Below are 25,317 nucleotides of genomic sequence, written 5' to 3'. Positions count from 1 at the left end.
CTCGTGCGTCAGTCGAGCCGACGCAGCTGGTCGCGATAGCGGGTGGAGTTGTCCAGGTACTCGCCGACGCCGAAGCGGATCCACTCCGCCGCGTCGGCCGGGACCGGGCGCACCTGCGCGGGCACGCCGACGGCCATCGAGCCGGCGGGCACCTGCGCCCGCTCGCGCACGACGGCACCGGCCGCGATGACCGAGCCCGTGCCGACGGACGCGAAGTTGAGCACGACCGACCCGGACCCGACAAGGCACCAGTCGCCGATCGTGCAGCCCTCGAGGTGCGCGTTGTGCCCGACGACGCAGTCGGCACCGATCGTCGTCGGCTGCTCCTCGATGACGTGGACGACGGTGCCGTCCTGCACCGAGGTGCGGTCGCCGACGACGATCCGGCCGAAGTCGGCACGCAGGACCGCGGTCGGCCACACCGAGGCGCGCTCGCCGAGCGTCACGTCGCCGATGACGACGGCGTCGGGGTGGACGAAGGCGGAGGCGGGGATCGTCGGCACCGCGTCGCCGAGGGCGTAGATCGCCATGTCAGGCCGCCTCGGTCAGGTGCTTGTAGATGCGAAGGGCGTTGCCCCCCAGGACCGCAGGCACATCCTCGTCGGGCACGAGGTCGGCGACCGCGCGGGCGTTGACGTCGGTGCCGGGCACGCCCGGCCAGTCGGTCGCGAAGATCATCTTGCGCGCCAGCCGCTCGAGGCCGGAGGCCGCGTAGTACTGCGGCAGGCGCTTGGGCGGCAGGCCCGACAGCTCGATCCACACGTGCGGGTTGCTCAGCGCCATGAAGGCCGCCTGCTCGTACCACCAGCCGCGCCCGCCGTGGGCGAGGACGATGTCGAGCTCGGGGAAATCGCGCGTCACGGCGAGCAGGTGCGAGGGGTCGGCGTACTGGTTGGACGACCCGGCGAAGGTCGAGGTGCCGCAGTGCACGACGAGCGGCGCCCCCTCCTCGCACAGCACCTGGTAGGCCGGGTAGAGCATCGGGTCGTCGCAGGTGAAGCCGCCGTGGACCGGGTGCAGCTTCAGCCCCGCGGCACCGTGCCCGAGCTGACGGCGCACCTCGTCCCCGAGGGGGAAGTGCAGGTGCGGGTTGACGTTGGCCATCGGGCGGAAGCGCTGCGGGTTGTGCTCGACGACGGGTAGGAGGTCGTCGAAGAGCTGCATGCCCGTCGCCTTGGGGCTGTACTCGCAGAAGAGGATCGCGACGTCGACGCCCTGCTCGGCGAAGAGCTCGTCGACGACCGCCGGGCGTGGGACGCCGTCGGCGTCCCACGCACGCTCCAGCAGGCCCTCGGGCCCGAACTGCCGCGCCCAGTCGATCCACGACGGGGACAGGGTCGGCAGGACGGGCAGGTGGACGTGCGCGTCGACGAGGGTGTGACCGTCGAGCACGGCGCCTCAGAGGTCCGCGACCATCGGGGTGTCGACCCCGATCGGCCCGGTCTTGTGGCTGCCGCCGGGTGCGCCGAGCGGCTCGTCGCGGCCGTCGAGGACCTCGGTGAAGAAGCGCCGGTTGTCCTCGATGTGCTCCTGCATCTCCTCGGGCACCCGTCGGTCCTGGCTGATCGCCTCGACGGGGCACACCGGCTCGCAGGCGCCGCAGTCGATGCACTCCTTGGGGTTGATGTAGAGCTTGCGCTCGCCCTCGTAGATGCAGTCGACGGGGCACTCCTCGGTGCACGAGGTGTCCATGACGTCCAGGCAGTGTCCGGCGATGACGTACGGCATGTGAGTTCCTCTCAGGCGGGCTGCGGGACCGCGGGCTGGTTGTCGGTGGAGTGCCCGGGGAAGAGCTGGGCCTCCGGGTCGATGTGGACGGCCGCGTTGTTGACCGCGGTCGCCACCTCGCCGAAGCCGACGGCGATGAGGCGCACCTTGCCGTCGTAGTCGGTGATGTCACCGGCCGCGAAGATGCCGGGGACGTTGGTGCGCATCGCCGGGTCGACGACGAGGTGCCGGTTGTCGTGGAGCTCGACGCCCCAGTCGCGCAGCGGGCCGAGATTGGCGGTGAAGCCGAGGGCGGCGACGAGCCGGGTGCAGCGAAGGGAGCGGGGCTCCTCCCCCTTCGGCGTCACCATGACCGACTCGAGGGCACTGCCGCCGACGGTCTCGGTGACCTGCGCGTTGAGCACGATCTCGACGGGCGCCGCGTGCAGCTGCTCGACCGACCCGTGGTGGGCACGGAACTGGTCACGTCGGTGCACGAGCGTCACCGACTCGGCGATCGGGTGGAGCATGTTGGCCCAGTCGACGGCCGAGTCACCGCCGCCGACGACGACGACGTGCTGGCCGGCATACTCCGCCGAGCTCGGCACGAAGTACTCGAGCCCGCGACCGAGGAAGTCCTCGCCCGCCGGCAGCTTGCGCGGGGAGAAGGTGCCGATGCCGCCGGTGACGACGATCGCCCCGGCCTCGACGCGGTCTCCGGTGCTCGTCGTCACGACGAGCCGCTCGCGCCCCTGGTCGTCGGTGGTCCGCTCGAGCTCCTGCGCCTCCTGGCCCAGCAGGTAGACCGGGTCGTAGGGCGCCGCCTGCTCGACGAGGTTGGCGATGAGCTGCCGGCCCGAGACGGCGGGGAACCCGGCGATGTCGAAGATCTGCTTCTCCGGGTACATCGCGCTCACCTGACCGCCCACCTGGCTGAGGCTGTCGACGACGGCGGTCCGCAGGCCGCGGACGCCGGCGTAGTAGGCGCCGAAGAGCCCGACGGGGCCGGCTCCGACGATGAGCAGGTCGACACGGGTGGTGGTGCTCATGAGACGGCCTCCATCGCAGCAAGGTCCTTGACGAGAGCGCGCACCTTGAAGCGCTGCATCTTGCCGGTCGCGGTCTTGGGCAGCTCGTCGACGAAGTAGACGTGCCGCGGTCGCTTGAAGGGCGCGAGCCCGTCCCGGCACCAGGCATCGAGGTCGTCGGCGGTGACCTGCCCGCGGGTGACGACGACGGCGACCGGCTTGACCAGGCCGTCGGCGTCCTCCTGCCCGACGACGGCGCACTCGGCGACGGCGTCGTGCGCGAGGAGCCGGTCCTCGACCTCGGTCGGGCTGACCCAGATGCCGCCGGCCTTGAGCAGGTCGGTGGCCCGGCCCATGCAGGCGTAGTAGCCCTCGCTGTCGCGGACATAGGTGTCGCCGGTGTTGAGCCACTCCCCCTGGAAGACGGTGCGGGTGGCCTCGGCGCGACGCCAGTAGCCGAGCGCGGCGGAGGCGCCCCGCACGAAGAGGGTGCCCGGCTCGCCGTCGGGGACGAGTGAGCCGTCGAGGTCACGGATCTCGAGGTCGTAGCCCGGCACGGCCTTGCCCGTCGTGCCCGGCTTGATCTCGCCCGGCCGGTTGGACAGGAAGATGTGCAGGCACTCGGTCGACCCGATGCCGTCGAGGATCTCGAGGCCGAAGCGCGAGAGCATCCGCTCCTGCACCCCCCGCGGCAGCGGCTCGCCGGCCGAGGCACCCATCCGGACCCCGGCGAAGGTGTCGTCGGGGATGTCGCTCGCCAGCAGACCGGCGTAGAAGGTCGGGACGCCGAAGAAGAGCGTGGGTCGCCCCTCGCGGATGCGCTCGGCCATGCCGACCGGGGTCGGCCGCTCGGGGTTGAGCACGGCGGTCGCCCCCACCGACAGCGGGAAGAACATCGAGTTGCCGATGCCGTAGGCGAAGAAGAGCTTCGCCACCGACAGGCACCGGTCCTCCGACGTGATGCCGAGGACCTGGGCGCCGTAGGTCGCGGTGACGATGCGGATGTTGTCGTGCCGGTGCATCGCGCCCTTGGGCTTGCCGGTCGTGCCCGAGGTGTAGAGCCACAGGGCCCAGGCGTCGGGACCCGTGGGCACCGGGGCGTGCTCGGCCGGGTCTGCCTGCGCGCCGCGGGCGACGAGCTCGTCCCACGACTGCTGACCGACGTCGCCGAGGTCGGCGGCCACGGCCCCGGGGTCGCCGTCCCAGACGACGTGGCGCAGCTCGGGGCACCGGCCGGCGGCACGCACGGCCGCCTCGGCATAGGTCGAGCTCGCCAGGAGGGCGACGGCACCGGAGTCGGCGATGATCTCGGCGAGCTCGTCCGGGCCGTACATCGTCGAGACGGGGACGGCGACGAAGCCGCCCCGGATCGCGCCGAGGATGCCCGCGAAGAGGGCGACGTCGTCGTTGGCCACGAAGACCACCCGGTCGTCACGGCGCAGCCCGAGGGAGCGCAGTCCCGCGGCGGCGCGACCGGTGAGGTCGACGAGGTCGGTGTAGGTGACGGTCTGCGTCGGGGTCTCGACGGCCGGGTGGTCACCGCGCTCCTGCGCGATCCGGTCGACGAGCCAGGCTGCTGCGTTGAAGCCTGCGTCGCTCATGGTGCTCAGACCCTCTCGAGGTTGTAGTCGCCCTTCTGACCCGAGCCGTAGCGGCGCAGGGCGCCGTCCGGACCGGAGGCATTGGGCCGGATGAAGATCCAGTTCTGCCAGGCCGTGAGCCGGCCGAAGATCTTGGTCTCGACGGTCTCGGGACCGACGAAGCGGTGGTTGGCCTCCATGCCCGTCAGGGCGTCGGGGCTGAGGGCCGCACGCTCCTCGAGGACGATGCGCAGCTCCTCCTCGAAGTCGATGTCGTCGAGGGCCACCGTCACCAGGCCGGCGGCATCGGCAGCCGCGGCGTCGAGGTCGGTGCCCGCCGTCGCGAGCGCGGCCTCGAGGTCCTCGTCGCGGCCGTAGAAGCGCGACTCGAGCCGGGTCAGGCCGTTGCCCATCGGGTAGCGGCCGCGGTTGGCGTCGGTGATCCGCACGGTCGCCGGGTCGGCGTCGGGGTCGACGTCCTCGAAGACCCCCTCGAGCATGTACTGCCGGTCGGCCGCGAGGGCCAGCTCGAGCAGGGTGCCGACGAAGGCCGACCCCGGCTCGATGACCGCGACGAGGCTGCGGGAGGTGACGTCGAGGCGCTTGAGCGTGCGCTTGAGGTAGTGCACGACCTCGTTGACGAACCAGTGCTCGGACCACTCCGCGAGCTTGTCGTCGTGGGCGATGACGAGGGCCTGGTCGCCCTTCGCGCGCAGCACCCACGTGCCGAGCTGCAGCTCGTTGGTGCGCAGGTGGAGGATCAGGTCGTCGAGCTCGCGAGCCAGCGCCAGCGGGTAGTAGTCGACGCCCTGGGCGCGGGCGGCCTCGGCATCGGCCGGCGGCTCCTCGGTCGGGGCGGAGACGACGATCTCGACCCGGCGCCCAGCCCGGTCGAGGGTCGCGGTCACGTGACGGTAGGAGATCGTGTCGCCGTCCTCGGCGCGCTCGACCGGGGTGAGCTCGACCCCCTCGCCGGCGGCACCGCCTCGGGTCGAGGCCGCAGCGGCGGCGTGCGCGCGTTCGGCGATCTTCTCGTCCCACTCACGACGCGGGATGGTCGCGTCGATCAGGCCCCAGTCGACCGCGGTCTGGCCGCGGTAGCCCTCGGACTTCGTCGCGAAGAGGTCGGCACGATCCTTGCGCACGTGGCGCTTGTCGACGACGCGGGTCAGGCCGCCGGTGCCGGGGAGCACGCCGAGCAGCGGCACCTCGGGCAGCGAGACGGTCGAGCTGTTGTCGTCGACGAGGACGATGTCGTCGCAGGCCAGGGCGAGCTCGTAGCCACCACCGGCGGCCGTGCCGTTGAGCGCGGCGATCCACCGCTGGCCGGAGTTCGCCGTCGCGTCCTCGATGCCGTTGCGGGTCTCGTTGGTGAACTTGCAGAAGTTGACCTTCCAGCTGTGCGGCGAGCCGGCGAGCATCCGGATGTTGGCCCCGGCGCAGAACATCCGCTCGATGCCGCCGGTCATGACGACCGCCTTGACCTCGGGGTGCTCGAAGCGCAGCCGCTGGACGATGTCGTAGAGCTCGATGTCGACGCCGAGGTCGTAGGAGTTCATCTTCAGCTCGTAGCCGGGCACCAGACCGCCCTGGTCGTCGACCGCGAGCGCGACCGTCGCGACGTCACCGTCGTAGGTGACGCGGAAGTGCCGGTAGCGATCGGGCGAGGTGCGGAACTCGACGACCGGGGGGCCGTCCTGCGCTGCGGGCGCGGCCGGGGCCTCTGCGGGTGCCGCCTTGTCGATGGTGGTCTCGCTCACGTCATGCCTTCCGTCGATCGACGTCGGACGCCACGGACCGCGGCGTCGGGGTACGACACTTATTCTCTACATTGCATCTGCGATACGTCAAGAGGTTGTAGCACTTTATTGCCCCACGCCGAGGAGCCGCCGAGCACGGTCGGCGTCACCGCGGAAGTCGGCGGTCGTGCTGTCGTGGACGATCCGCCCCTTGTCCATGAGGACGACGCGGGCGGCGACCGAGAAGGCGGCGCGCAGGTCCTGCTCGACGACGAGCACGGTGATGCCCTCACGGGCCAGCTCGTGCACCACCCCCATGACCTGCTGGACGATCGCCGGCGCCAGGCCGTCCGAGGGCTCGTCGAGCAGGAGCACCCGCGGGCCGAGGAGCAGGGCCCGGCCGATCGCGAGCATCTGCTGCTCGCCGCCCGAGAGCTGGTCGCCCCGGTTGCCCCGGCGCTCGCGCAGCCTCGGCATGAGCTCGTAGACCCGCTCGAGGGTCCACTCGCTCTCGCGCGCCCCCTCGGCGATGCGCAGGTTGTTGTGCACGGTGAGCGGCGCGAAGACCCGCCGCCCCTGGGGGACGATCGCCAGCCCGGCCCGCGCTCGCGCGTGCGTGGGCAGGGCGGTCACGTCGTCGCCGCCAACGTGGATGCTCCCCCGCTGCGCGCGGACGAACCCCATGACGGTCGACATGAGCGTCGTCTTGCCGACGCCGTTGCGGCCGAGCAGCGCGACTGTCTCCCCCGCCGCGACGTGCAGGTCGACCCCGGTGAGGACGGTGCTGCCGCCGTAGCCGGCCTCGACCCCCTCGACCCGCAGGTCCGCTCCCTTCGCCGTCATCGCGTGCTCTCCTCGGGCAGGGCCGGCACGGTGACCGGCGGTGGTGCGGTGGGGGTCTCGTCGAAGAGCTCCTCGAGGGAGTCCTCGCCGAGGTAGGCCTGCTGGACCACCGGGTCCTCGCGGACCTCACTCGTCGGTCCGTCGGCGATGAGCGCCCCCAGGTGCAGCACGCTGATCCGGTCGGCGAGCTCGAAGACGAGCTCGAGGTCGTGCTCGATGATGACGACCGTGAGGTCGTCGGGCAGCGAACGGACGAGGTCGGCGAAGCGGGCGCTCTCAGCGGGCGACATCCCCGCCGCGGGCTCGTCGAGCAGCAGCAGCCGCGGTCGGGTCGCCAGGGCGACCGCGACCTCGAGCTGGCGCCGCTCGCCGTGCGAGAGGTTGCCGGTCATGATGTGCGACCGGTCGGCGAGGCCGACGTCGGCGACGCACTGCTCGGCGACGTCGTCGATCTCGCTCGAGCGGCGGGAGGCCGGCGTCAGCCAGGACATCCCCTTGCCCGCGACCCTCTGGGCCGCGAGGGCGACGTTGTCGAGCGGGCTCATCGACAGGAAGAGCGAGCTGTGCTGGAAGGTCTTGCCCAGCCCCCGCCGCGCCCGCCACGCGGCCGAGCGCGCGGTGACGTCCTCGTCGCCGAAGAGGATCTGGCCGGAGGTCACCGGCAGCCCGCCGGCGACGAGGTTGAAGAGCGTCGACTTGCCCGCGCCGTTGGGGCCGATGAGGGCGTGCCGACCTCCCTTCGCCACCTGCAGGCTCACGTCGTCGACGGCGGTGAGGGCGCCGTAGCGCTTGGTCACCCCGCGCAGGGTCAGCGCGGGTGTCTGCGTGCTCATGCCTTGCTCTCCTGGGTGCGTCGGGCGAGCAGTCGTCGCCAGCTCGTGCCGGCGAAGCCGTGCGGGAGCAGGTAGACGACCGCGATGAAGACGAGGCCGAGCAGCAGCGGTCCGCGACCGCCGAGCGAGGCGCCGATGTCGTCGCGCACGATCGTCACGAGCGCGGCGCCGAGCACGGCACCCCAGAGCCGACCGCGACCGCCGACGACGACGGCGAGCAGCGCCATGGCGGAGACCTCGAAGGCGAGGTCCTCGGGCGAGACGAAGCGGTTCTGCGCCACCCACATCGAGCCGGCCGCGCCGGCGACCGCACCGGCGGTGGCGTAGACGGTCAGCTTGAGGCGGAAGGTCGAGTAGCCGAGCGAGCCCATCCGCTCCTCGTTGTCGCGCAGCCCGCGCAGCGACCTGCCCAGCGTGGTGCGCGAGGTCCACCAGACGACGGCGAAGCCGACGAGGAAGACGAGCAGCACCCACCAGTAGCGGATGCCGGCGAGCGTCACCGGCTCACCACCGGGCACCAGCGTGATCGACGGGATCCCGTAGAGCCCGTTGGTCCCGCCGGTGAGGCCGACCCAGCGCTGCGCGAGCACGTGCGCGAGCTCGGCGACGGCCAGCGTGAGCATGAGGAAGTAGGTCCCCTTGGTCCGCACCATGAGCACGCCCGTGAGGAGGGCGAAGATCCCGCCGGCGAGCACCGCGACGAGGAGCGGGACGGGAGCCCAGGCGTCGACGTCGCGGGCGACGAGCGCTGCGGTGTAGGCACCGACACCGAAGGGGGCGGCGTGCCCGAGCGAGGGCATGCCCGAGACCCCGACGAGCAGGTCGAGGGAGACGGCGAGCAGGGCGAGGGCGAGGACCCGGCTGAGCGTGTTGGCGGCGTCCGCCGGCAGCACGAGGGGCACCGCGGCGAGGAGCAGGACGACGACGAGGCCGACGAGCGTCGTGGCGCGGGACCTCATGCCGCCGCCTCCTTGCGCCCGAGCAGGCCCTGCGGCCGCAGCAGCAGCACCAGGCCCATCGCGCCGAAGACGAGGAAGCTCGCGTGGTCGGGCAGCAGCGAGACGCCGAGCGTCTCGATCTGCCCGATGACGAGCGCCCCGACGAGGGCACCGCTCACCGACCCGAGACCGCCGATGACGACGACCACGAGGCCGAGGAGGAGCACCCGGTTGTCCAGGCCCGGGTAGGCGGAGAGGATCGGGCCGCCGATGACCCCGCCCGCGGCGGCGAGCGCCGCCCCGGCGGCGAAGACGCCGGTGACCAGTCGCCGGGTGTCGACCCCCAGGGCGGAGACCATCTGGGGGTCGACGACCGCGGCGCGCACGAGCGAGCCCACGCGGGTGCGCTCGATGACGTAGAGCGCGACGACGGCGAGCAGCCCGCCGACGCCGATGACGACGAGCCGGTAGAGCGGGTAGGACTGGCCGAGGATCGACACGCTCCCGTCGAGGCCGGTCGGGGCCGGGATCGAGCGCACGTCGTTGCCGAAGCGCATCGAGACCAGGTCGCTCACGACGAGCGCGATGCCGAGCGTGAGCAGGGCCTGGTCGAGGTGGCCCCGGTGGGCGACCGGCCGCACCATCGCCGACAGGCCCCACCCCCCGAGCCCGCCGACGAGCGCCGCGACGAGCACGGCGGCGACGAAGGCGAGCAGCGTCATCGTCGAGCCGCCCCCGAGGAGGGCGACGGCGACGTAGGCGCCGACGAGGTAGAGCGCGCCGTGGGCGAGGTTGAGCACGTCCATGACGCCGAAGACGAGCGAGAGGCCGAGGGCGATGACGAAGAGCAGGACGCCGGTGGCGAGCCCGTCGATCATCGTCACGCCGTTGTCGGTGATGAAGTTGGCCGGCAGTGCGGTCACGAGATCCTCCTGGCAGTCGGTCGGGATGGCCGGGTCAGGAGGCGGGTGTGGTCAGCTCACCCTCGACGGCATTGGTCCACGCGCCGTCCTTCTCCTCGACCTTGCGCAGGTAGTAGGTCTGGTCCGGCCCCTGCTCGTCGGAGAAGGACCACGTGCCGCGCGGGCTGTCGATGTCGCCGGTGGCCTTGAGCCCGTCGACGATCTCGTCACCGCCGGTGCCCTCCTCGAGCGCGCTGTCGAGGACCGCGCCGGCGTCGTAGGCCTGCACCGAGTAGACGGTCGGCGTGCCGTCGTTGGCCGCCTCGTAGTCCTTGACGAAGGCGGTGTTGGTCTCGTTGTCGAGCTCGGAGGAGTAGTGCAGCGAGGTGAAGATGCCGTCGGCGGACTTGCCCTGGGCGGTCAGGGCGCCGCCCTCGGTGAGGAAGCCGGTGCCGTAGAAGGGGATCTCGTCGTGCAGGCCGAGCTGGTCGTACTGCTTGACGAAGGTGACCGCCTCGGAGCCGGCGTAGAAGGCGAAGACCGCCTTCGGCTGGGCCTTGCGCACCTTCTGCAGGTAGGGCTGGAAGTTCGTCGTCTTGCCGAAGGGGGTCATCTGGGTGCCCGCGATCTGGCCGCCGGCCTTCTCGAAGGCGGTCTTGAATCCGGCGAGGAACTCGTCGCCGGCCGCGTAGTCGGGCCCGACGAGGTAGACCTTGCCGTCGCCGACCTCCTCGGCGACCTTCTCGCCGATGGCGCCGCCGACCTCGCCGTTGGCGAAGCTCGTGCGCCACACGTAGGGCGAGCCCTGCGCGCCGGTGATGTCGTCGGCGCCGGCGTTGGCGACGATGAGCGGCTTCTTCGCCTCGTCGAAGGCGTCGGTCAGGCCGAGCGCGGTTGCGGAGTTGACGACACCCACGACGGCGTCGACGGACTCGTCCTGCGCGAGCTTCGTGCCGGCGGGGACACCGTCCTCCGGGCCGCCGCCCTCGTCGACGACGGTGAGCTCGACCTCCTTGCCGCCGAGCTTGCCGTCGTGCTGCTCGAGGTAGAGGCGGAAGCCCGCCTCCATGTCCTTGCCGAGCGGGGCGTAGACGCCGGACTGCGGGACGAGCAGGGCGATCTTCACCGAGTCGTCGTCGCCACCACCACCCCCGTCACCGGAGAGCGCCGAGCCGCCGCAGGCGGTGAGGGCGAGGGTCAACGTCAGGGCCAGGGGGAGAGAACGGGTGGCGCGCATCGGGACTCCAGGTGCGATCTCGTCATTGAGGGCACGACGGGACCGCTGGGAAACCGACCCCGTCGTCGGTGGAATGAGGATGGCGGTCAATCCTTCTACAGTCAATAGCCGTGTCGAAAGAAATTAGTAGTAGATTTTTCGATGCGGCCTCCCCCACCGAGGTGGGGCGTCCACGGCACACGCACGGGCTCGTCACGGGCGCCTGCGCGACGCCGGACCACTTCGGTGCAACCCTGACGGGAGACCACGAGACGAGGAGCAGACCGACCCATGACGACGAAGGCCGACACCGGACCTGCGACGACCACCGTCGGCGAGCGCCCCACCGCGGCGAGCGCGCGCGCCCTCCTGCTGACGATCCTCGGCGAGTTCGCCCACCCTCGCGACGGGTCCGCGTGGACCGGCACCCTCGTCTCAGCGCTCGCGGCCCTCGGCGTCGAGGAAAAATCGGCCCGCCAGACCATCGCCCGCACCGCCGGCCAGGGTCTGGTCGCGTCGGAGCGGCACGGCCGTCGGGTGCGCTGGCAGACGACCCCGGAGGGCCGCACGCTCCTCGCCGAGGGCACCGAGCGCATCTACTCCTTCCTGCGCAGCCCGCACACGTGGGACGGCGAGTGGCTCGTCGTCGCCGCCGCGGTCCCCGAGTCGCAGCGCGCCACCCGGCACAAGCTGCGCACCCGCCTGACCTGGCTCGGCCTCGGCTGCCCGACCCCCGGGATGTGGATCATCCCCGACGCACACAAGGAGGCCGAGGTCCAGTCCACGCTGGCCGACCTCGGCCTCGCGGACCGCGCCTTCGCCTGGGTCGGCCGCCGCGCGGCAGGCACCGACCCCGCCTCGCTCATCGACGCGGCATGGGACCTCGCCGAGGTCCGCGCCGGCTACCACGACTTCATGGCCGACTTCGCCGACCGGACCGTCGACTCCGACGAGGAGGCCTTCGTCGCGCAGGTGGAGCTCATCCAGGCCTGGCGGCACTTCCCCTTCGTCGACCCCGACCTGCCCGCCGAGCTGCTGCCCGCCGACTGGCCGGGACCGCAGGCCGCGACCCTCTTCCACACCCTCCGTGACCGCTGGCACCGCCGCGCGCAGCGCGAGTGGGAGCGCCTCGAGCAGGCAGCCGGCGAGCGCACCTGACGACACCGCACCTGTTGACGAAGGGGGTGCGCCGGGACTCGATCCCGGGGCACCCCCTTCGCACGTCGTGGCGGCCGGTCAGGCCATGCCCTCCTGACGCAGGCCCTCCTCGTAGAGGTGGACGTAGTCGTACTCCACGGGCTGGCCGTTGATGCCCGTCGGGGGCTCGGCGATCCAGCTGGCGAACTTGCCGTACTCGTACTCGGGGACCATGAGCTCGGCGACCCGGGCCCGGTCCTGCTCGCTCGGCAGCCACTCGTCCTTGCGGGACTCCCACGTCGCGTCGTCGAGGACCTCGCCCTGCGGGCTCACGTGGTGCCCGGCGTAGACGCCGACCTGGCGGTGGAAGCCCTCGTGCGGCAGGTAGAGGCGCTCCTCCACGCCGGCGTCCTCGAGCGCCTGGTTCCACCGGTTGACGCCGTTGGCGCAGTCGGCGACGTACTCGTCACGCAGGTCGAGGTTGAGCGCGGAGATCATCGGGACCTTCTTCGTCCGGATCTCGCCGTCCTCGACGTAGGACATCTCACGCTCGTCGTCGAGGAGCGTGTGGTCGTCCTTGCGGCGGGTCTCCTGCCAGCGGCCCTTGAGGCCGGAGGAGTAGTAGTTGCCCGCATTCGTCGACTGCTCCGAGCCGAAGAGGTCCATCGAGACGGAGAACTGGAAGTTCAGGTACTTCTGGATGACGTCGAGCGGGATGACCCCGTCCTCGAAGGTCGCATCGGTCCCCTTGTCCTGCATGACCTGCGCGGTGCGCTCGACGGTGCGCTGCACGCCGGTCGTGCCGACGAACATGTGGTGCGCCTCCTCCTTGAGCATGAACTCGCAGGTGCGCGCCAGCGGGTCGAAGCCCGACTCCTTGAGCGTGCCGAGCTGGTACTTGCCGTCACGGTCGGTGAAGTAGGTGAACATGAAGAACTGCAGCCAGTCGGTCGTCTCCTCGTTGAAGGCGCCGAGGATCCGCGGGTTGTCGTAGTCGCCGGAGTTGCGCTTGAGCAGCTGCTCGGCCTCCTCGCGCCCCTCGCGGCCGAAGTAGGCGTGCAGCAGGTAGACCATCGCCCACAGGTGCCGCCCCTCCTCGACGTTGACCTGGAAGAGGTTGCGCATGTCGTAGATCGACGGCGCGGTGTTGGCGAGGATGCGCTGCTGCTCGACCGAGGCCGGCTCGGTGTCGCCCTGGACGACGATGAGCCGCATGAGGTCGGCGCGGTACTCGCCCGGCACCTCCTGCCAGGCCGGCTCGCCCTGGTGCTTGCCGAAGTTGATCTTGCGGTCGGGGTCGCCCTCGGCGAGGAAGATCCCCCAGCGGTACTCCTCCATCGGCACGTGGTCGAAGTGCGCCCAGCCGTCGCGACCCACGGCCACGGCGGTGCGCAGGTAGACGTCCTGCGTCGGCAGCTGCGGACCGAGGTTCTTCCACCAGTCGAGGAACTTCGGCTGCCAGCCCTCGAGCGCCCGCTGCAGACGACGGTCGTCGCTGAGGTTGACGTTGTTGGGGATGCGCTGGCTGTAGTCGATGGGGCTCGTCGGGCCGTCGGGGTCCGGGGCGGAACCGATGCGGTCGTCCGTGGTCGTCATGGTCTCTCCTTGGGTCGCGTCCGTGCGAGGTCCTGTCATATGTTCTACACCTTGCAGGGCGTCGCGACAAGACTTTGTGGAATATCAGTCGCCGAGCGAGCCGAGCCGCTCGAGGACGGCGGGGCTGCCCTGGACCGCGGAGCGCTGCAGGTGGGCGTGCACCGCGCGCAGGCCGCCCTCCTCCTGGCCGCCACCGGCACGGCCGGGGCCGCCGTGGACGAGCTGGGGCATCGGCGTGCCGTGGCCGGTCGACTCCGGCGCGCTGTCGCGGTCGAGCACGAGGAGGCGGCCGTGCCACGGCGCCGCTCCGGCGACGACCCGGTCGACGAAGTCGGCGTCGGCCGAGACGACGGAGCCGGCGAGGCTGCCCTCGCCGCGGGCGAGCAGCTCGACCGCGTGCTCGGCATCGCGATAGCCCATGAGCGAGCTCACCGGGCCGAAGGCCTCGACCTCGTGGGGCTCGGCGCGATCGGCGTCGTCGACGCGCACGAGCACGGGCGAGAGGAAGGCGCCGCGCTCGGCGTCGGCGCCCACGACGTCGACGCGGTCGAGGTCGCCGTGGACGACCGTGCCCGCGGCGGCGATGCGCCGGGCGGCGTCACGCACGTCGTCGCGCTGCTCGGTGCCGACGAGCGCACCCATGCGCACCCCCTCGGCACCCGGGGCACCGATCGTCACGCCGGCGAGGCGCTCCGAGACGGCCTCGGCCACCGCGTCGACCCGGTCGGCAGGCACGAGGGCGCGGCGGATCGCCGTGCACTTCTGCCCGGCCTTGACGGTCATCTCGGTGACGAGCTCCTTGACGAAGAGGTCGAACTCCGGCTCCCCCGGCGCCGCGTCGGGGCCGAGGACGGAGGCGTTGAGGCTGTCGGCCTCGGCGTTGAAGTGCGCCGAGCGGCGGGTGACGGCCGGGTCGCCGCGCAGCGCGGCCGCGGTGTCGGCCGACCCGGTGAAGCCGATGTGGTCCTGGCCGCCGAGCTCGTCGAGCAGCCCGGGGATCGAGCCGGCGACGACCTGCAGCGAGCCCTCGGGGAGGGCCCCCGAGTCGATCATCATCCGCACCGCCTCGACGGCGATGTAGGCCGTCGGCGTCGCGGGCTTGACGATCGTCGGCACGCCGGCGAGGAGCGCGGGTGCGAGCTTCTCGAGCATGCCCCAGACGGGGAAGTTGAAGGCATTGATCTGCAGCGAGATGCCGTGCGGGCTGGTCAGCACGTGCCGACCGCCGAAGACGCCCTCCTTGCCGAGCTGGATGAACTCGTCCTCGACGACGACCCGGGCGTCGGGCAGGCCCTTGCGCCCGAGCGAGGCGTAGACGAAGGCGGTGCCCGTCCCGCCGTCGATGTCGACGGCGGCGTCCCGGGTGGTGCACCCGGCCCGGGCGGACAGCTCGTAGAGCCGGTCCTTGCCCTCGTGCACCGCGGTCGCGGCGGCCTTGAGGGCGGCGGCCCGCTCGTGGAAGGTCATCGCACGAAGGGCGGGACCCCCCTTCGCCCTGGCGTGCGCCACGGCGGCGCCGAGGTCGAGGCCCTCGCTCGACACCCGGGTCACGGTCTCGCCGGTCACGGCGTCGCGGACCTCGCGACCCGAACCGGTGCCGGCGCTCCAGCGGCCGGCGACATAGCTCTCGAGGATCTCGCTCATACGGTGCTCTCCTTGGTCCAGTCGTAGAAGCCGCGTCCGGTCTTGCGGCCGTGGTGGCCCTGCTCGACGAGGTCGACGAGCAGCTGTGGTGGGGCGAATCGGGGGCCGAGCTCGCGCTCGAGATAGCGGGCGATGCCCAGGCGCACGTCGAGCCCGACGAGGTCGGTGAGGCGAAGGGGGCCCATCGGGTGCCCGTAGCCGAGCGACATCGCGGCGTCGATGTCCTCCGCCGAGGCAACGCCCGCCTCGAGCATCCGGATCGCCTCGAGGCCGAGCGCGACACCGAGCCGGCTGCTGGCGAAGCCCGGCGAGTCGGCGACGACGACCGGCGTCTTGCCCAGCCCGTCGCGCACCCAGGTGACGGCTCGCTCGCGCCAGGCCTCGTCGGTGGCCGAGGCGATGACGATCTCGACGAGCTTGCTCGCCGGCACGGGGTTGAAGAAGTGCAGGCCGAGCAGGCGCTCGGGGCGGCGCAGCGAGGTGGCGAGCGCGTCGAGCGAGATGCTCGAGGTGTTGGTCGCCAGGGCCGCGTCGTCCGCGATGACCGCCTCGACCCGCTGGAGCGTCTCGCGCTTGAGCTGCTCGTCCTCGGGCACCGCCTCGACGACGAGGCCGCAGGCGGCGAGGTCCGCGGCATCGGTCGTCGTCGTGAGGCGACCCATCGGCTCGGCGGCGTCGGCGATCTTGCCCCGCTCGACGCTCTTGTCGCACGAGCGGCCCACCCGCTCGTCCGCCCCCTGCGCGGCCGTCGGGTCACGCTCGAGCAGGACGACCTCGCTGCCGGCGAGGAGCAGCGCGTGGACGATGCCCGCGCCCATCTGGCCCCCACCGACGACACCGGTGCGGGTGGGGATCTGTCCGAGGGTCATGCCAGGCCTCCCGTGGCGTCGATGACGTCGCCGGTGACCCAAGCGGCGTCGGGCGAGACGAGCAGCGCGACGACGCCCGCGATGTCCTCGGGGGTGCCGAGGCGGCGCATCGCGTTGCTCCCGGCCATCGCGTCGATGGCCTTGTCGCTCGTGATCGAGCGCATGTACTCGGTGTCGGTGGCCCCGGGGCGCACGACGTTGACCGTCACGCCCCGGCGGGCGACCTCCTTGGCCGCGACGCGGCTGGCCGCCTCGAGACCGGCCTTGGCGGCGGCATAGGTGCTCTGCCGAGCCGGGGCGACGCGGGCTGCCGCGCTGGAGACCATGACGACGCGGCCGCCGTCGGCCACGCGCTTGGTCGCCTCGCGCAGGACGAGCAGCCCCGAGACGAGGTTGAGCGAGAGGGAGTCGTGGATCTGCTCGCTCGTCAGCTCGGTGATGCGGGGGTAGTCCCAGCCGCCGACGCAGTCGACGACGACGGTCAGCTCGCCGCGCTCCTGCGCCGCGTCGAAGGCCGCCACCACCCCCTCCTCGGTCGTCGCATCGGCCGTCACCGTGCGCACCCGGTCGCCGAGCTCGGCGGCGAGCGCCTCAGCCCGCTCGGGGTGGCCGTGGTGGGTGATCGTCACGTCGTGGTCGGCCGCGAGGCGGCGGGTCACGGCCGCGCCGATCCCTCCGGCGCCGCCCAGCACCAGGGCAGTGGTCATTGTCGACTCCCTTCGTCGAAACCAACATGCCACATATTTGTGTCGCCACGCCAGTGCTTGTGTAGAACATGACGAAGGGAGGCGGCCTCCCCCTTCGCCCGCCCGAGACGGGGATCCACGAAGTGAGACGATGGGGCGATGAGCGAGGAGCAGCAGCAGGCAGACAACCGCAAGCGGCCGACGACCGACGAGTTCCGGGCCTTCGTCGCGCAGGACTGGGCCCCGCGCTCGGGCGAGCGCCCGACGCTCACCGAGGCGGCCGAGCGGGCCGCCGAGCGCCGCGCCGCGGTCTCCGTCGCCCACCAGGGCGAGCGCCTCGTCATCCCCGCCGGCGGTCTCAAGGTGCGCAGCAACGACTGCGACTACGTCTTCCGCCCGCACTCGGCCTTCGCCCACCTCACGGGTCTCGGCGCCGACCGCGAGCCCGACGCCGTGCTCGTCATGGAGCCCCTCGGCGGGCCCGACGAGCACGCCGGCCACGAGGCGAGCCTCTACTTCCGCCCGCTCGCGCCGCGCGACTCCGAGGAGTTCTTCGGCGACGCCCGCTACGGCGAGTTCTGGGTCGGCGCGCGTCCGTCCATCGAGGACATCGAGGCCGAGCTGGGCCTCGTCGGTCGGCACGTCGAGCAGCTCGAGGACGCCGTCGGCAAGGACGCCGGTCAGGTGACCGTGCGCGTCGTGCGCGACGCCGACCGCGACCTCACCGCCCGCCTCGACACGGTGCGCAGCCAAGCCGGCGCCGACACCGACACGCTCGCCGAGGGCGACGCCGCGCTCGCCCACGACCTGTCGCACCTGCGGATGATCAAGGACGACTGGGAGCTCGACCAGATGCAGCAGGCCGTCGACGCGACGCGCGTCGGCTTCGAGGCGGTCATCCGCGAGCTGCCCGGCCTGCCCGAGCGCGGCCGCGGCGAGCGCTGGGTCGAGGGCACCTTCGGCCTGCACGCCCGCCACCAGGGCAATGGCGTCGGCTACGACTCGATCTGCGCCTCCGGCGACCACGCCAACACGCTGCACTGGATCAAGAACGACGGAGAGGTCAAGGACGGCGACCTCATCCTCCTCGACGCCGGTGTCGAGGTCGACTCGCTCTTCACCGCCGACATCACCCGCACGCTGCCGGTGAGCGGCACTTTCTCCCCCACCCAGCGCGAGGTGCACGAGGCCGTCGCCGCCGCGCAGGCCGCGGGCATCGCCGCGGTCAAGCCGGGCAACAAGTTCTCCGACGTCCACGCCGCCGCGATCCGCGTCGTCGCCGAGCACCTCCACGCGTGGGGGCTGCTCCCCGAGGGCGTCTCGGTCGAGGACACGCTCGACACCGAGCACGGCCAGTACCACCGCCGCTGGATGGTGCACGGCACGAGTCACCACCTCGGCATCGACGTCCACGACTGCGCCCTGGCGACCCGCGAGGAGTACATGGACGCCGAGCTGCAGCCGGGCATGGTCCTCACCGTCGAGCCGGGCATCTACTTCAAGGCCGACGACCTCAAGGTGCCCGAGCGATTCCGCGGCATCGGCGTGCGCCTCGAGGACGACGTCGTCGTCACCGAGGACGGCTGCCGCAACCTCTCCGGCGACTGGCCGCACACCGCCGACGAGGTCGAGGCCTGGATCGCCGAGGTCCAGGGGCGCTGACCCTCCCTTCGCCTCTCACACGGGCGAGGTGGCCGAGACATCCAGAGATGGCCGGGAAATCCGGACCTGGCCGTGCAATTGCGCGGTCATCCCCGGACTTCCCGGCCATCGGCGCTCTCCCCGGTCAGGCCACCCGCGCCATCGCCTGCCCCACGAGGAAGTCCACCCGGCCGATCTTGCCGCGACGGTCGAAGATCTCGACCTGCGGCCCCGTCACCTGCTCGGTGTGCAGCGCCCCGTCGAGGCAGACGAGACCGGGGAGGAAGCCGTACTCGTCGGTGACCTGCGCGATGGCCATCCCCACGGGGACCACCCGCAGGCCGTCGACGACCTGGACGTCCACCCCGTCGGGCCACGGGCGCAGGCGCACACCCCCACGTAGCCGCCCCCGGGGAGACGAGCAGATCACCTCGACGGTCGAGAGCCCCACGCCCCAGAGCGGTAGCCCGTGGAGTACCGCGGCGCTGGCGTGCGATGCGGCTGCGTCCGGCCTCTCCCCCAGAACCGCTCGGGTGCACAGGGCAAGACGAGCTTCGGGCTTCGCCGAGCGCCACCTCTCGCCCGCGGCGTAGAGCCCGCGACGCAGTCGCACGAGTTCCCCGGACCGCACCAGACGCTCGGTCTCGTCCGCGTCGATCTCGATCGCCCGCAGCCTGGCGGTCGTGAACACCTGATCGCCCGCGACGAGCACACCTGCGAGTCGTGGATCCATCACGACATCCTTGCGAGGTCCTCCCTTCGCTCGCCGGCGTCATCCACAGGCCACCGGGCTGCGCTGCCCACGACGGCCGAGAGATCCGGAGATGGCCGGGAAACCCGGAGTTGACCGAGCAATTGCGCGGCCAGGTCCGGCGATCTCGGCCAGTCGCGCGCTTCCCGGCCAGGTGGCCGGGTGTGGCCGGGTCAACAGCCGGACGGCCTGACCACCACGGGGGCGAAGGGGGAAGATGTCACCGACCCCCTTCGCCCCCACCGAAAGGCCCACGCACATGTCGACCAAGACGGTCCCCGGCAACTACTTCGAGGACTTCTCGATCGGCCAGGAGATCCGGCACGCGACGCCGCGCACGGTCACCGAGGGCGACATCGCGCTCTACACCGGCCTCTACGGCTCGCGCTTCGCGGCGACGAGCGCCGCGACCTTCGCGCAGGCGATGGGCTTCGAGCGGATGCCGGTCGACTCCCTGCTCGCCTTCCACCTCGTCTTCGGCAAGTCGGTGCCCGACATCAGCCTCAACGCCGTGGCCAACCTCGGCTACGCGGGCGGGCGCTTCGGCGCTCCTCTCCACGTCGGTGACACCGTGACGACGACCTCGACGGTCATCGGGCTCAAGGAGAACTCCAACGGCAAGACGGGCGTCGTCTACGTCAACTCCGTGGGCGTCAACCAGCGCGGCGAGATGGTCGTCGACTACGTCCGCTGGGTCATGGTCCACAAGAAGGACGCGGCCTCCCCCGCCCCCGAGACGGTCATCCCCGACCTGCCGGGCGCCGTTGCGGCAGAAGACCTCCTCGTCCCCTTCGACCTCACCGGTCGCGACTACGACGTCGAGCTCGCGGGCTCACCCTTCCTCTGGGGTGACTACGAGGTCGGCGAGCGCATCGACCACGTCGACGGCATGACCATCGAGGAGTCGGACCACATGCTGGCCACGCGGCTCTACCAGAACACCGCGAAGGTCCACTTCAACCAGCACGCCCAGTCGCAGGCGAAGATCGGGCGCCGCCTCATCTACGGCGGCCACATCATCAGCCTCGCGCGGGCCCTGTCCTTCAACGGTCTGGCCAACGGCCAGCTCGTCGCGGCGATCAACGCCGGCGCCCACGCCAACCCGACCTTCGCCGGCGACACGATCTACGCCTGGTCCGAGGTGCTCGAGCGCATCGAGCTGCCCGGCCGCACCGACGTCGGCGCCCTGCGCCTACGCACGGTCGCCACGAAGGACACCCCGTGTGCCGACTTCCCCTACAAGGGCGAGGACGGCAAGTACCTGCCCGAGGTCGTCCTCGACCTCGACTACACGGTGCTCATCCCCCGCTGAGACCACGGAAGCCCGCCCGTCACCACCACCGAGGAGCCCACCCGATGAGGACCGACCACGAGACCATCTCCCTGAGCGTCACCGACGGGATCCTCCTCGTCACCCTCGACCGCCCGGAGGCAATGAACTCCTTCACGGTGACGATGGCCGACGAGCTCGAGGCGACCTTCCGCGAGGTCAACGACGACGACGCGGTGCGCGCGGTCGTCGTCACCGGCGCGGGCCGCGCCTTCTGCGCGGGCATGGACCTCACTGCCGAGGGCAATGTCTTCGGTCTCGACGAGAGCCTCACGCCGGCGCTCTCTGACATGGAGGATCTCGACGACCCCGGCCTGGCCCGGGTGCGGGACACGGGCGGTCGGGTCGCCCTGGCGATCCACGCCTGCCGCAAGCCGGTCATCGCCGCGATCAACGGCGCCGCGGTCGGCATCGGCGCGACGATGACCCTGCCGATGGACGCCCGTCTCGTGTCGACGAAGGGGAGGATCGGCTTCGTCTTCGGCCGCATCGGCATCACCCCCGAGGCGACCTCGTCGTGGTTCCTCCCCCGTATCGTCGGCATGCCGGACGCGCTCGACCTCGTCTACTCGGCCGACATCATCGACGCCGAGCGTGCCCTCGAGGTCGGCCTGGTCCGCTCGGTCCACGAGCCCGACGAGCTGCTCGCCGCGGCCGTGGCCCTCGCCGACCGGTGGACCAAGGACCGCTCGCCGGTCGCCACCGCCCTCACCCGCCAGCTGATGTACCGCAACGCCGGTCTGGACCACCCCGTCGACGCGCACCGGGTCGACTCGCTCGCGATCTTCTACGCGAGCATCGGCGACGGCAAGGAGGGCGTGGCCGCCTTCCTCGACAAGCGCACGCCGGTCTACTCGGGCAAGGCCTCGCAGATGCCGCCCTTCTACGGCGCCTGGTAGCCACCACTCGTCGCGGAGGGGGCGACCACGCGCCGGTTGTCGAGCGCCGCACGGGTTGTCGAGCGCCGCACGTGGAATACCCAGCGCGGGACTCGACAGGACCGGCACCGCTCGACGTCCCCGTCAGGCCGCCCGCGCCGCCAACCGCATCAGCGCCTCCTGCACCCGGGCCTCCACGCGCTCCGGGTGCTCCAGGTCCGCCCAGACGAGTCGGATGACGATGCAGCCGAGCCCGGTGAGCCGTTCCTCGCGCGCCTTCTCCCGGGCCAGGGCCTGCTTGCCCTCGGCCCCCTCGTACTTGACCAGGCCGTCGAACTCGATGACGAGCAGGTCGCCGACGAGGAAGTCCACCCGGCCGACGAAGTTGCCGTCGCGGTCGCTGATCCGCACCTGGCTCCGCAGGTCGAGGTCCAGCTCGCGCAGCAGCATCCGGGTGCGGGACTCCCCGACCGACTCGCACTTCGCATCGCTCGCGTCGATCACCGCCCGCAGGCGGGCGCGCTGCAGAGGACCCCGAGCGAGCCGGTCCCCGGCAGCCTCCACCTGCTCGATCCGGCACCGACGGGTCTTCAGCGCATGATCCAGCGACACGACGGCGGCGGTCGTGCTCTCGGAGAGCGCGACCTGGACGAGCGCGACGGCCACCGCGACGCAGGGAACGCCCTCGACCTCAGTGGGCTCGATCCCCTCTCGCAGGCGGTGGATGCGCAGGGTGGGGTCCCGTCGGGACCGTGTCACCGCTGACGTGACCTGCACCGTCTGCACCGGCAGGCCCCACAGCGAGATGCCGTGCAGGGCCAGAGCGCTCTGGTGGCTCGCGAGGTCACCCGGTCGGGTCCGCAGCACGGCCCGGGTGGCGAGCGCCAGCTGCTCCTCGGGTCCGGTGCCCTGCCAGGCCTGCGCCAGGACGTAGGCATCGCGGCGCACCCGGATCGCCTCACCCCGCCGCAGGGCGAGGCGCAGGTCGTGCTCACCCTGCAGGCACGCGCGGGCGTCACCCCACGTGAAGACCCCCGCCTGCCGCTCCGCCCGCCGCCTGAGTCGCTCGTCCATCCCCCGATCATCACGGAGACCGCCCGGAGACGGCCGACGTTCTCCACAGGGCCCGCGAATCCGGCACCACATGTCGAGCCGCGCGTGGGTTGGCGAGCGACGCGCGGGACATACCCAGCGCGGGACTCGACAACCCCTGCCCCTCTCGCCCTCCCGCGCATGACGAAGGGGGCACCGGTTCCCCCTACCGCTCGAAGACCTCGAGCAGCAGGGCGTGCTCGACCGCCGGGTCGGGGACGGCCTGGCCGCCACCGCCGAGGATGTTGCCGAGCAGCTGCGCGGGCTTCGGGAAGTCGTCGGGCAGCGCGGCGTTGTAAAGCCGGTGCTCCTCGAGCGACTCGATCGCGTCGTCGAGGTGGCCGGTGACGTCGACGTAGTGGCTGGGTCGCTGGCTGCCGCCGATCGCGAGCAGCTTGACGTGCCACGGCTCGAGGCCGTCGGCGACGAGCTCGGGGAAGATCCACCGGTTGCCGGCGTCGGCGCAGGCGTCGACGGTCGCGAGGCCCACGGCCCGGTGGTCGGCCTGGTTGAGGATGCCGCCCGGGAAGGTCACGTCGAAGGTCGTGCCGATGACGAGGTCGGGGCGAGCCCGCCGGATCGCCGCGGCGATGTCGCGCCGCAGGGTCAGGCCGTACTCGATGGTCCCGTCGGGGTGGTCGCCGAACTCGACCTCCTCGACACCGACGACGGACGCGCTCGCGCGCTCCTCGTCGGCGCGGGCCGGCGCGGCGTCGACGGGGTCCATCGTGTCGATGCCCGCCTCGCCGCGGGTCAGCAGGAAGTAGCGCACGCGCTTGCCGGCGGCGGTCCACCTCGCGATGGCGGCGGCGGTGCCGTACTCGATGTCGTCGGGGTGGGCGACGACGCACAGCACGGAGTCGAAGGAGGTCTCGTCGAGGGCGGCCAGGTCGGGCTGGGTGCTCACACCGACGACGCTAGTCCCGCCCCGCCGCCGGGGGAAGGGCGCGCGGGGCGGGATCAGCCCTGCTGCGGGTGCTGCTGGGCGCGGTCCATCTGCTCCTGAGCGGCACGCGCCGCCTCCTGGTTGCGCCGCAGCTGCTCGAGCCCGGCGCGGGTCGGGTCGAGCTCGTGCAGCAGCTCGTTGGCCCGCGCCGCGTGGCGGTGCTCGGTGAGCACCTCGTAGCGGGAGGCGACCACCTGGGTCACCGAGGTGAAGTCGCGCTGGCCACCGGTGGAGCGGTAGCCGAGCCAGGCCCACACGGCACCGAAGAGCGCGCCCATCGCCACCGTCGAGGCCAGCCTCACGAGCAGGCCGTCGCTCCCTTCGAACATCGCGAAGATCAGGCCGACGAAGACACCGATCCAGATGCCGGAGAGCAGTCCCCCGAGCACGACCTTGCCGCTCGTCAGCCGGCCACGAACCCGCTCGACCTGCTTGAGGTCGGTGCCGACGATCATGACGTCCTGGACCGGGAACTCCTTGTCCGCGAGGAAGTCCACCGCGCGCTGGGCCTCGGCATAGCTGTCGTAGGTCGCCAACGACCGCGGGTACTCCAGACGCAGGAACTGCTGCATGTGGGCGGCCATACCGGGCTGGGTGCTCATGGCTCCAGTCTCCCACCCCGACCTGTGGGCCCGGTGGACGGGGCGGACGACGAAGAAGGGGGCCGACCGTCACCTGGGTGACGGCCAGCCCCCTTCGATCGGGCGAGCGCGAGCGGTGTCGGTGCCGGCACCTACCCGGACATCACCCCTTGAGCTGGTAGTCCTTGAGGATGCTCTTGCCGATGATCATCTTCTGGATCTCGGCGGTGCCCTCACCGATGAGCAGCATCGGGGCCTCGCGGTAGATCCGCTCGATCTCGTACTCCTTGGAGTAGCCGAAGCCGCCGTGGATGCGGAAGGACTGGTTGACGACGTCGGCGCAGTACTCGGCCGCCATGTACTTCGCGATGCCGGCCTCGAGGTCGTTGCGCTCGCCCTTGTCCTTCAGACGCGCGGCCTTGACCATCAGCTGGTGCGCGGCCTCGACCTTGCTCGCCATGTCGGCGATGCGGAAGAGGATTGCCTGGTGGTCGACGATCTTCTTGCCGAAGGTCTCGCGCTGCTGGGCGTACTGGACGCCGAGCTCGAAGGCGCGCATCGCCAGGCCGCAGGCGCGGGAGGCGACGTTGACGCGACCGACCTCGACGCCGTCCATCATCTGGTAGAAGCCCTTGCCCGGCTCGCCACCGAGGATCTGGCCGGTCGTCGTCTTGTGGCCCTCGAGGATGAGCTCGGTCGTGTCGACGCCCTTGTAGCCCATCTTCTCGATCTTGCCGGGGACGGTGACGCCCTGGGCGGTCTCGCCGAAGCCCTCGGTCTTGTCGATGAGGAAGGTCGTCATGTTCTTGTGCGGGCTGTCGTGACCGAGGTCGGTCTTGACGAGCACCGCGACGAGGTTGGCGGAGGCGCCGTTCGTCAGCCACATCTTCTGGCCGTTGATCGTCCAGTCGTCGCTGTCGCCGTCACGCACGGCCTTGGTCTTGATGCCGGCGACGTCGGAGCCGAGCCCCGGCTCGCTCATCGAGAAGGCGCCGCGGATCTCGCCCGTGGCCATCTTCGGCAGGTAGTGCTGCTTCTGCTCCTCGGTGCCGTGCTTGAGGATCATGTAGGCCACGATGAAGTGGGTGTTGATGATGCCGGAGACCGGCATCCAGCCGCGGGCGATCTCCTCGACGCACAGCGCATAGGTGAGGAGGGACTCGCCGAGCCCACCGAACTCCTCGGGGATCATCAGGCCGAAGATCCCCATCTCCTTCATCTGGTCGACGATCTTCTGCGGGTACTCGTCCGCGTGCTCGAGCTCCTGCGCGACCGGGATGATCTGCTCGTCGACGAACTCCTTGACCAAGCCCAGCAGGTCGACCTGCTCCTCGGTCAGTCCGTCGGTCGTCTGCAGTCGGGACATGCGTCCACCTTTGC

Annotated in this window: 24 protein-coding genes; 4 read left to right on the top strand and 20 right to left on the bottom strand. The window is 71.4% G+C overall.

Annotated features, from left to right (window positions below):
- Positions 1–8 precede the first annotated feature (8 nt).
- The 11 genes from ACQBJO_RS04065 to ACQBJO_RS04015 all read right to left on the bottom strand — a co-directional run bounded on the left by ACQBJO_RS04065 (position 9) and on the right by ACQBJO_RS04015 (position 10,807).
- On the bottom strand, positions 9–530 hold the full coding sequence (locus ACQBJO_RS04065; RefSeq protein WP_255185505.1) for a gamma carbonic anhydrase family protein: 522 nt from the start codon (positions 528–530) through the stop codon (positions 9–11).
- Position 531: 1 nt separating this feature from the next.
- Entirely contained in the window at positions 532–1,392 is an 861-nt protein-coding gene (locus ACQBJO_RS04060) for an amidohydrolase family protein (RefSeq protein ID WP_255185504.1), read from the bottom strand.
- A gap of 6 nt (positions 1,393–1,398) precedes the next feature.
- The gene (fdxA, locus tag ACQBJO_RS04055) at positions 1,399–1,728 is read right to left on the bottom strand and encodes a ferredoxin (protein ID WP_255185503.1); all 330 of its coding nucleotides are present in this window, start codon (positions 1,726–1,728) and stop codon (positions 1,399–1,401) included.
- A gap of 11 nt (positions 1,729–1,739) precedes the next feature.
- Positions 1,740–2,756, bottom strand: coding sequence for an NAD(P)/FAD-dependent oxidoreductase (locus ACQBJO_RS04050; protein ID WP_421007072.1), 1,017 nt, complete (start codon positions 2,754–2,756; stop codon positions 1,740–1,742).
- Positions 2,753–4,336: a benzoate-CoA ligase family protein gene (locus ACQBJO_RS04045; protein WP_421007073.1), complete on the bottom strand. Its 1,584-nt coding sequence runs from the start codon at positions 4,334–4,336 to the stop codon at positions 2,753–2,755. Before ACQBJO_RS04045 ends, ACQBJO_RS04050 begins: the two co-directional genes overlap by 4 nt.
- 5 nt (positions 4,337–4,341) lie before the next feature.
- On the bottom strand, positions 4,342–6,075 hold the full coding sequence (gene boxC, locus ACQBJO_RS04040) for a 2,3-epoxybenzoyl-CoA dihydrolase (RefSeq protein ID WP_421007074.1): 1,734 nt from the start codon (positions 6,073–6,075) through the stop codon (positions 4,342–4,344).
- A gap of 105 nt (positions 6,076–6,180) precedes the next feature.
- Positions 6,181–6,897, bottom strand: coding sequence for an ABC transporter ATP-binding protein (locus ACQBJO_RS04035; RefSeq protein WP_421007075.1), 717 nt, complete (start codon positions 6,895–6,897; stop codon positions 6,181–6,183).
- On the bottom strand, positions 6,894–7,730 hold the full coding sequence (locus ACQBJO_RS04030) for an ABC transporter ATP-binding protein (RefSeq protein ID WP_421007076.1): 837 nt from the start codon (positions 7,728–7,730) through the stop codon (positions 6,894–6,896). The genes ACQBJO_RS04035 and ACQBJO_RS04030 overlap by 4 nt, the downstream gene beginning before the upstream one ends.
- Complete coding sequence (locus ACQBJO_RS04025) at positions 7,727–8,689, bottom strand: branched-chain amino acid ABC transporter permease (RefSeq protein ID WP_421007077.1); 963 nt, start codon at positions 8,687–8,689, stop codon at positions 7,727–7,729. Before ACQBJO_RS04025 ends, ACQBJO_RS04030 begins: the two co-directional genes overlap by 4 nt.
- Complete coding sequence (locus tag ACQBJO_RS04020) at positions 8,686–9,591, bottom strand: branched-chain amino acid ABC transporter permease (RefSeq protein ID WP_421007078.1); 906 nt, start codon at positions 9,589–9,591, stop codon at positions 8,686–8,688. The genes ACQBJO_RS04025 and ACQBJO_RS04020 overlap by 4 nt, the downstream gene beginning before the upstream one ends.
- A gap of 34 nt (positions 9,592–9,625) precedes the next feature.
- The gene (locus tag ACQBJO_RS04015) at positions 9,626–10,807 is read right to left on the bottom strand and encodes an ABC transporter substrate-binding protein (protein WP_421007079.1); all 1,182 of its coding nucleotides are present in this window, start codon (positions 10,805–10,807) and stop codon (positions 9,626–9,628) included.
- A 270-nt stretch (positions 10,808–11,077) separates the two neighbouring features.
- On the opposite strand from ACQBJO_RS04015, the gene ACQBJO_RS04010 reads away from it, so the two are divergent.
- Positions 11,078–11,944, top strand: a complete 867-nt coding sequence (locus ACQBJO_RS04010; RefSeq protein WP_421007080.1) for a PaaX family transcriptional regulator — start codon at positions 11,078–11,080, stop codon at positions 11,942–11,944.
- Between the two features lie 78 nt (positions 11,945–12,022).
- On the opposite strand, the gene boxB is transcribed toward ACQBJO_RS04010, so the two are convergent.
- From boxB to ACQBJO_RS03990, 4 genes are all read right to left on the bottom strand, one after another.
- On the bottom strand, positions 12,023–13,519 hold the full coding sequence (gene boxB / locus ACQBJO_RS04005) for a benzoyl-CoA 2,3-epoxidase subunit BoxB (protein ID WP_421007081.1): 1,497 nt from the start codon (positions 13,517–13,519) through the stop codon (positions 12,023–12,025).
- Positions 13,520–13,603: 84 nt separating this feature from the next.
- Entirely contained in the window at positions 13,604–15,163 is a 1,560-nt protein-coding gene (paaZ, locus tag ACQBJO_RS04000; RefSeq protein ID WP_421007082.1) for a phenylacetic acid degradation bifunctional protein PaaZ, read from the bottom strand.
- Positions 15,160–16,032 (bottom strand): 3-hydroxyacyl-CoA dehydrogenase family protein, encoded by an 873-nt coding sequence (locus ACQBJO_RS03995; protein WP_421007083.1) that lies wholly within the window; start codon positions 16,030–16,032, stop codon positions 15,160–15,162. Before ACQBJO_RS03995 ends, paaZ begins: the two co-directional genes overlap by 4 nt.
- Positions 16,029–16,739: an SDR family NAD(P)-dependent oxidoreductase gene (locus ACQBJO_RS03990; RefSeq protein ID WP_421007084.1), complete on the bottom strand. Its 711-nt coding sequence runs from the start codon at positions 16,737–16,739 to the stop codon at positions 16,029–16,031. Before ACQBJO_RS03990 ends, ACQBJO_RS03995 begins: the two co-directional genes overlap by 4 nt.
- A 138-nt stretch (positions 16,740–16,877) precedes the next feature.
- On the opposite strand from ACQBJO_RS03990, the gene ACQBJO_RS03985 reads away from it, so the two are divergent.
- On the top strand, positions 16,878–18,380 hold the full coding sequence (locus ACQBJO_RS03985; RefSeq protein WP_421007085.1) for an aminopeptidase P family protein: 1,503 nt from the start codon (positions 16,878–16,880) through the stop codon (positions 18,378–18,380).
- Between the two features lie 124 nt (positions 18,381–18,504).
- Here the strand turns inward: ACQBJO_RS03985 and ACQBJO_RS03980 are convergent, their stop codons facing one another.
- The gene (locus ACQBJO_RS03980) at positions 18,505–19,092 is read right to left on the bottom strand and encodes a hypothetical protein (RefSeq protein WP_421007086.1); all 588 of its coding nucleotides are present in this window, start codon (positions 19,090–19,092) and stop codon (positions 18,505–18,507) included.
- Between the two features lie 277 nt (positions 19,093–19,369).
- On the opposite strand from ACQBJO_RS03980, the gene ACQBJO_RS03975 reads away from it, so the two are divergent.
- Entirely contained in the window at positions 19,370–20,422 is a 1,053-nt protein-coding gene (locus tag ACQBJO_RS03975; RefSeq protein ID WP_421007087.1) for a MaoC family dehydratase, read from the top strand.
- 44 nt (positions 20,423–20,466) lie between these two features.
- A complete protein-coding gene (locus ACQBJO_RS03970; protein WP_421007088.1) occupies positions 20,467–21,339 on the top strand; it encodes a crotonase/enoyl-CoA hydratase family protein in 873 nt (290 codons plus the stop codon).
- Positions 21,340–21,462: 123 nt separating this feature from the next.
- On the opposite strand, the gene ACQBJO_RS03965 is transcribed toward ACQBJO_RS03970, so the two are convergent.
- The 4 genes from ACQBJO_RS03965 to ACQBJO_RS03950 all read right to left on the bottom strand — a co-directional run bounded on the left by ACQBJO_RS03965 (position 21,463) and on the right by ACQBJO_RS03950 (position 25,303).
- Entirely contained in the window at positions 21,463–22,392 is a 930-nt protein-coding gene (locus ACQBJO_RS03965; RefSeq protein ID WP_421007089.1) for a hypothetical protein, read from the bottom strand.
- A 184-nt stretch (positions 22,393–22,576) separates the two neighbouring features.
- Entirely contained in the window at positions 22,577–23,317 is a 741-nt protein-coding gene (locus ACQBJO_RS03960) for a PIG-L deacetylase family protein (protein WP_421007090.1), read from the bottom strand.
- A gap of 53 nt (positions 23,318–23,370) precedes the next feature.
- Entirely contained in the window at positions 23,371–23,958 is a 588-nt protein-coding gene (locus ACQBJO_RS03955; protein WP_421007091.1) for a general stress protein, read from the bottom strand.
- A 142-nt stretch (positions 23,959–24,100) separates the two neighbouring features.
- On the bottom strand, positions 24,101–25,303 hold the full coding sequence (locus ACQBJO_RS03950; protein ID WP_255185482.1) for an acyl-CoA dehydrogenase family protein: 1,203 nt from the start codon (positions 25,301–25,303) through the stop codon (positions 24,101–24,103).
- Between the last annotated feature and the right edge of the window lie 14 nt (positions 25,304–25,317).

The organism is Janibacter zhangyanbonis (assembly GCF_050507325.1).
Taxonomy (GTDB): Bacteria; Actinomycetota; Actinomycetes; order Actinomycetales; family Dermatophilaceae; genus Janibacter.
Note: the sequence above shows the minus strand (reverse complement) of the source record. Positions and strands in the feature narration are given on the sequence as shown.

Excerpts from the sequence above, each read along its gene's own strand:
- ACQBJO_RS04065 (WP_255185505.1), bottom strand. The coding sequence starts at position 530 with ATGGCGATCTACGCCCTCGGCGACGCGGTGCCGACGATCCCCGCCTCC.
- fdxA (WP_255185503.1), bottom strand. The coding sequence starts at position 1,728 with ATGCCGTACGTCATCGCCGGACACTGCCTGGACGTCATGGACACCTCG.
- ACQBJO_RS04050 (WP_421007072.1), bottom strand. The coding sequence starts at position 2,756 with ATGAGCACCACCACCCGTGTCGACCTGCTCATCGTCGGAGCCGGCCCC.
- ACQBJO_RS04045 (WP_421007073.1), bottom strand. The coding sequence starts at position 4,336 with ATGAGCGACGCAGGCTTCAACGCAGCAGCCTGGCTCGTCGACCGGATC.
- ACQBJO_RS04035 (WP_421007075.1), bottom strand. The coding sequence starts at position 6,897 with ATGACGGCGAAGGGAGCGGACCTGCGGGTCGAGGGGGTCGAGGCCGGC.
- ACQBJO_RS04030 (WP_421007076.1), bottom strand. The coding sequence starts at position 7,730 with ATGAGCACGCAGACACCCGCGCTGACCCTGCGCGGGGTGACCAAGCGC.
- ACQBJO_RS04025 (WP_421007077.1), bottom strand. The coding sequence starts at position 8,689 with ATGAGGTCCCGCGCCACGACGCTCGTCGGCCTCGTCGTCGTCCTGCTC.
- ACQBJO_RS04015 (WP_421007079.1), bottom strand. The coding sequence starts at position 10,807 with ATGCGCGCCACCCGTTCTCTCCCCCTGGCCCTGACGTTGACCCTCGCC.
- ACQBJO_RS04010 (WP_421007080.1), top strand. The coding sequence starts at position 11,078 with ATGACGACGAAGGCCGACACCGGACCTGCGACGACCACCGTCGGCGAG.
- boxB (WP_421007081.1), bottom strand. The coding sequence starts at position 13,519 with ATGACGACCACGGACGACCGCATCGGTTCCGCCCCGGACCCCGACGGC.
- paaZ (WP_421007082.1), bottom strand. The coding sequence starts at position 15,163 with ATGAGCGAGATCCTCGAGAGCTATGTCGCCGGCCGCTGGAGCGCCGGC.
- ACQBJO_RS03995 (WP_421007083.1), bottom strand. The coding sequence starts at position 16,032 with ATGACCCTCGGACAGATCCCCACCCGCACCGGTGTCGTCGGTGGGGGC.
- ACQBJO_RS03990 (WP_421007084.1), bottom strand. The coding sequence starts at position 16,739 with ATGACCACTGCCCTGGTGCTGGGCGGCGCCGGAGGGATCGGCGCGGCC.
- ACQBJO_RS03985 (WP_421007085.1), top strand. The coding sequence starts at position 16,878 with ATGAGCGAGGAGCAGCAGCAGGCAGACAACCGCAAGCGGCCGACGACC.
- ACQBJO_RS03980 (WP_421007086.1), bottom strand. The coding sequence starts at position 19,092 with ATGGATCCACGACTCGCAGGTGTGCTCGTCGCGGGCGATCAGGTGTTC.
- ACQBJO_RS03975 (WP_421007087.1), top strand. The coding sequence starts at position 19,370 with ATGTCGACCAAGACGGTCCCCGGCAACTACTTCGAGGACTTCTCGATC.
- ACQBJO_RS03970 (WP_421007088.1), top strand. The coding sequence starts at position 20,467 with ATGAGGACCGACCACGAGACCATCTCCCTGAGCGTCACCGACGGGATC.
- ACQBJO_RS03965 (WP_421007089.1), bottom strand. The coding sequence starts at position 22,392 with ATGGACGAGCGACTCAGGCGGCGGGCGGAGCGGCAGGCGGGGGTCTTC.
- ACQBJO_RS03955 (WP_421007091.1), bottom strand. The coding sequence starts at position 23,958 with ATGAGCACCCAGCCCGGTATGGCCGCCCACATGCAGCAGTTCCTGCGT.
- ACQBJO_RS03950 (WP_255185482.1), bottom strand. The coding sequence starts at position 25,303 with ATGTCCCGACTGCAGACGACCGACGGACTGACCGAGGAGCAGGTCGAC.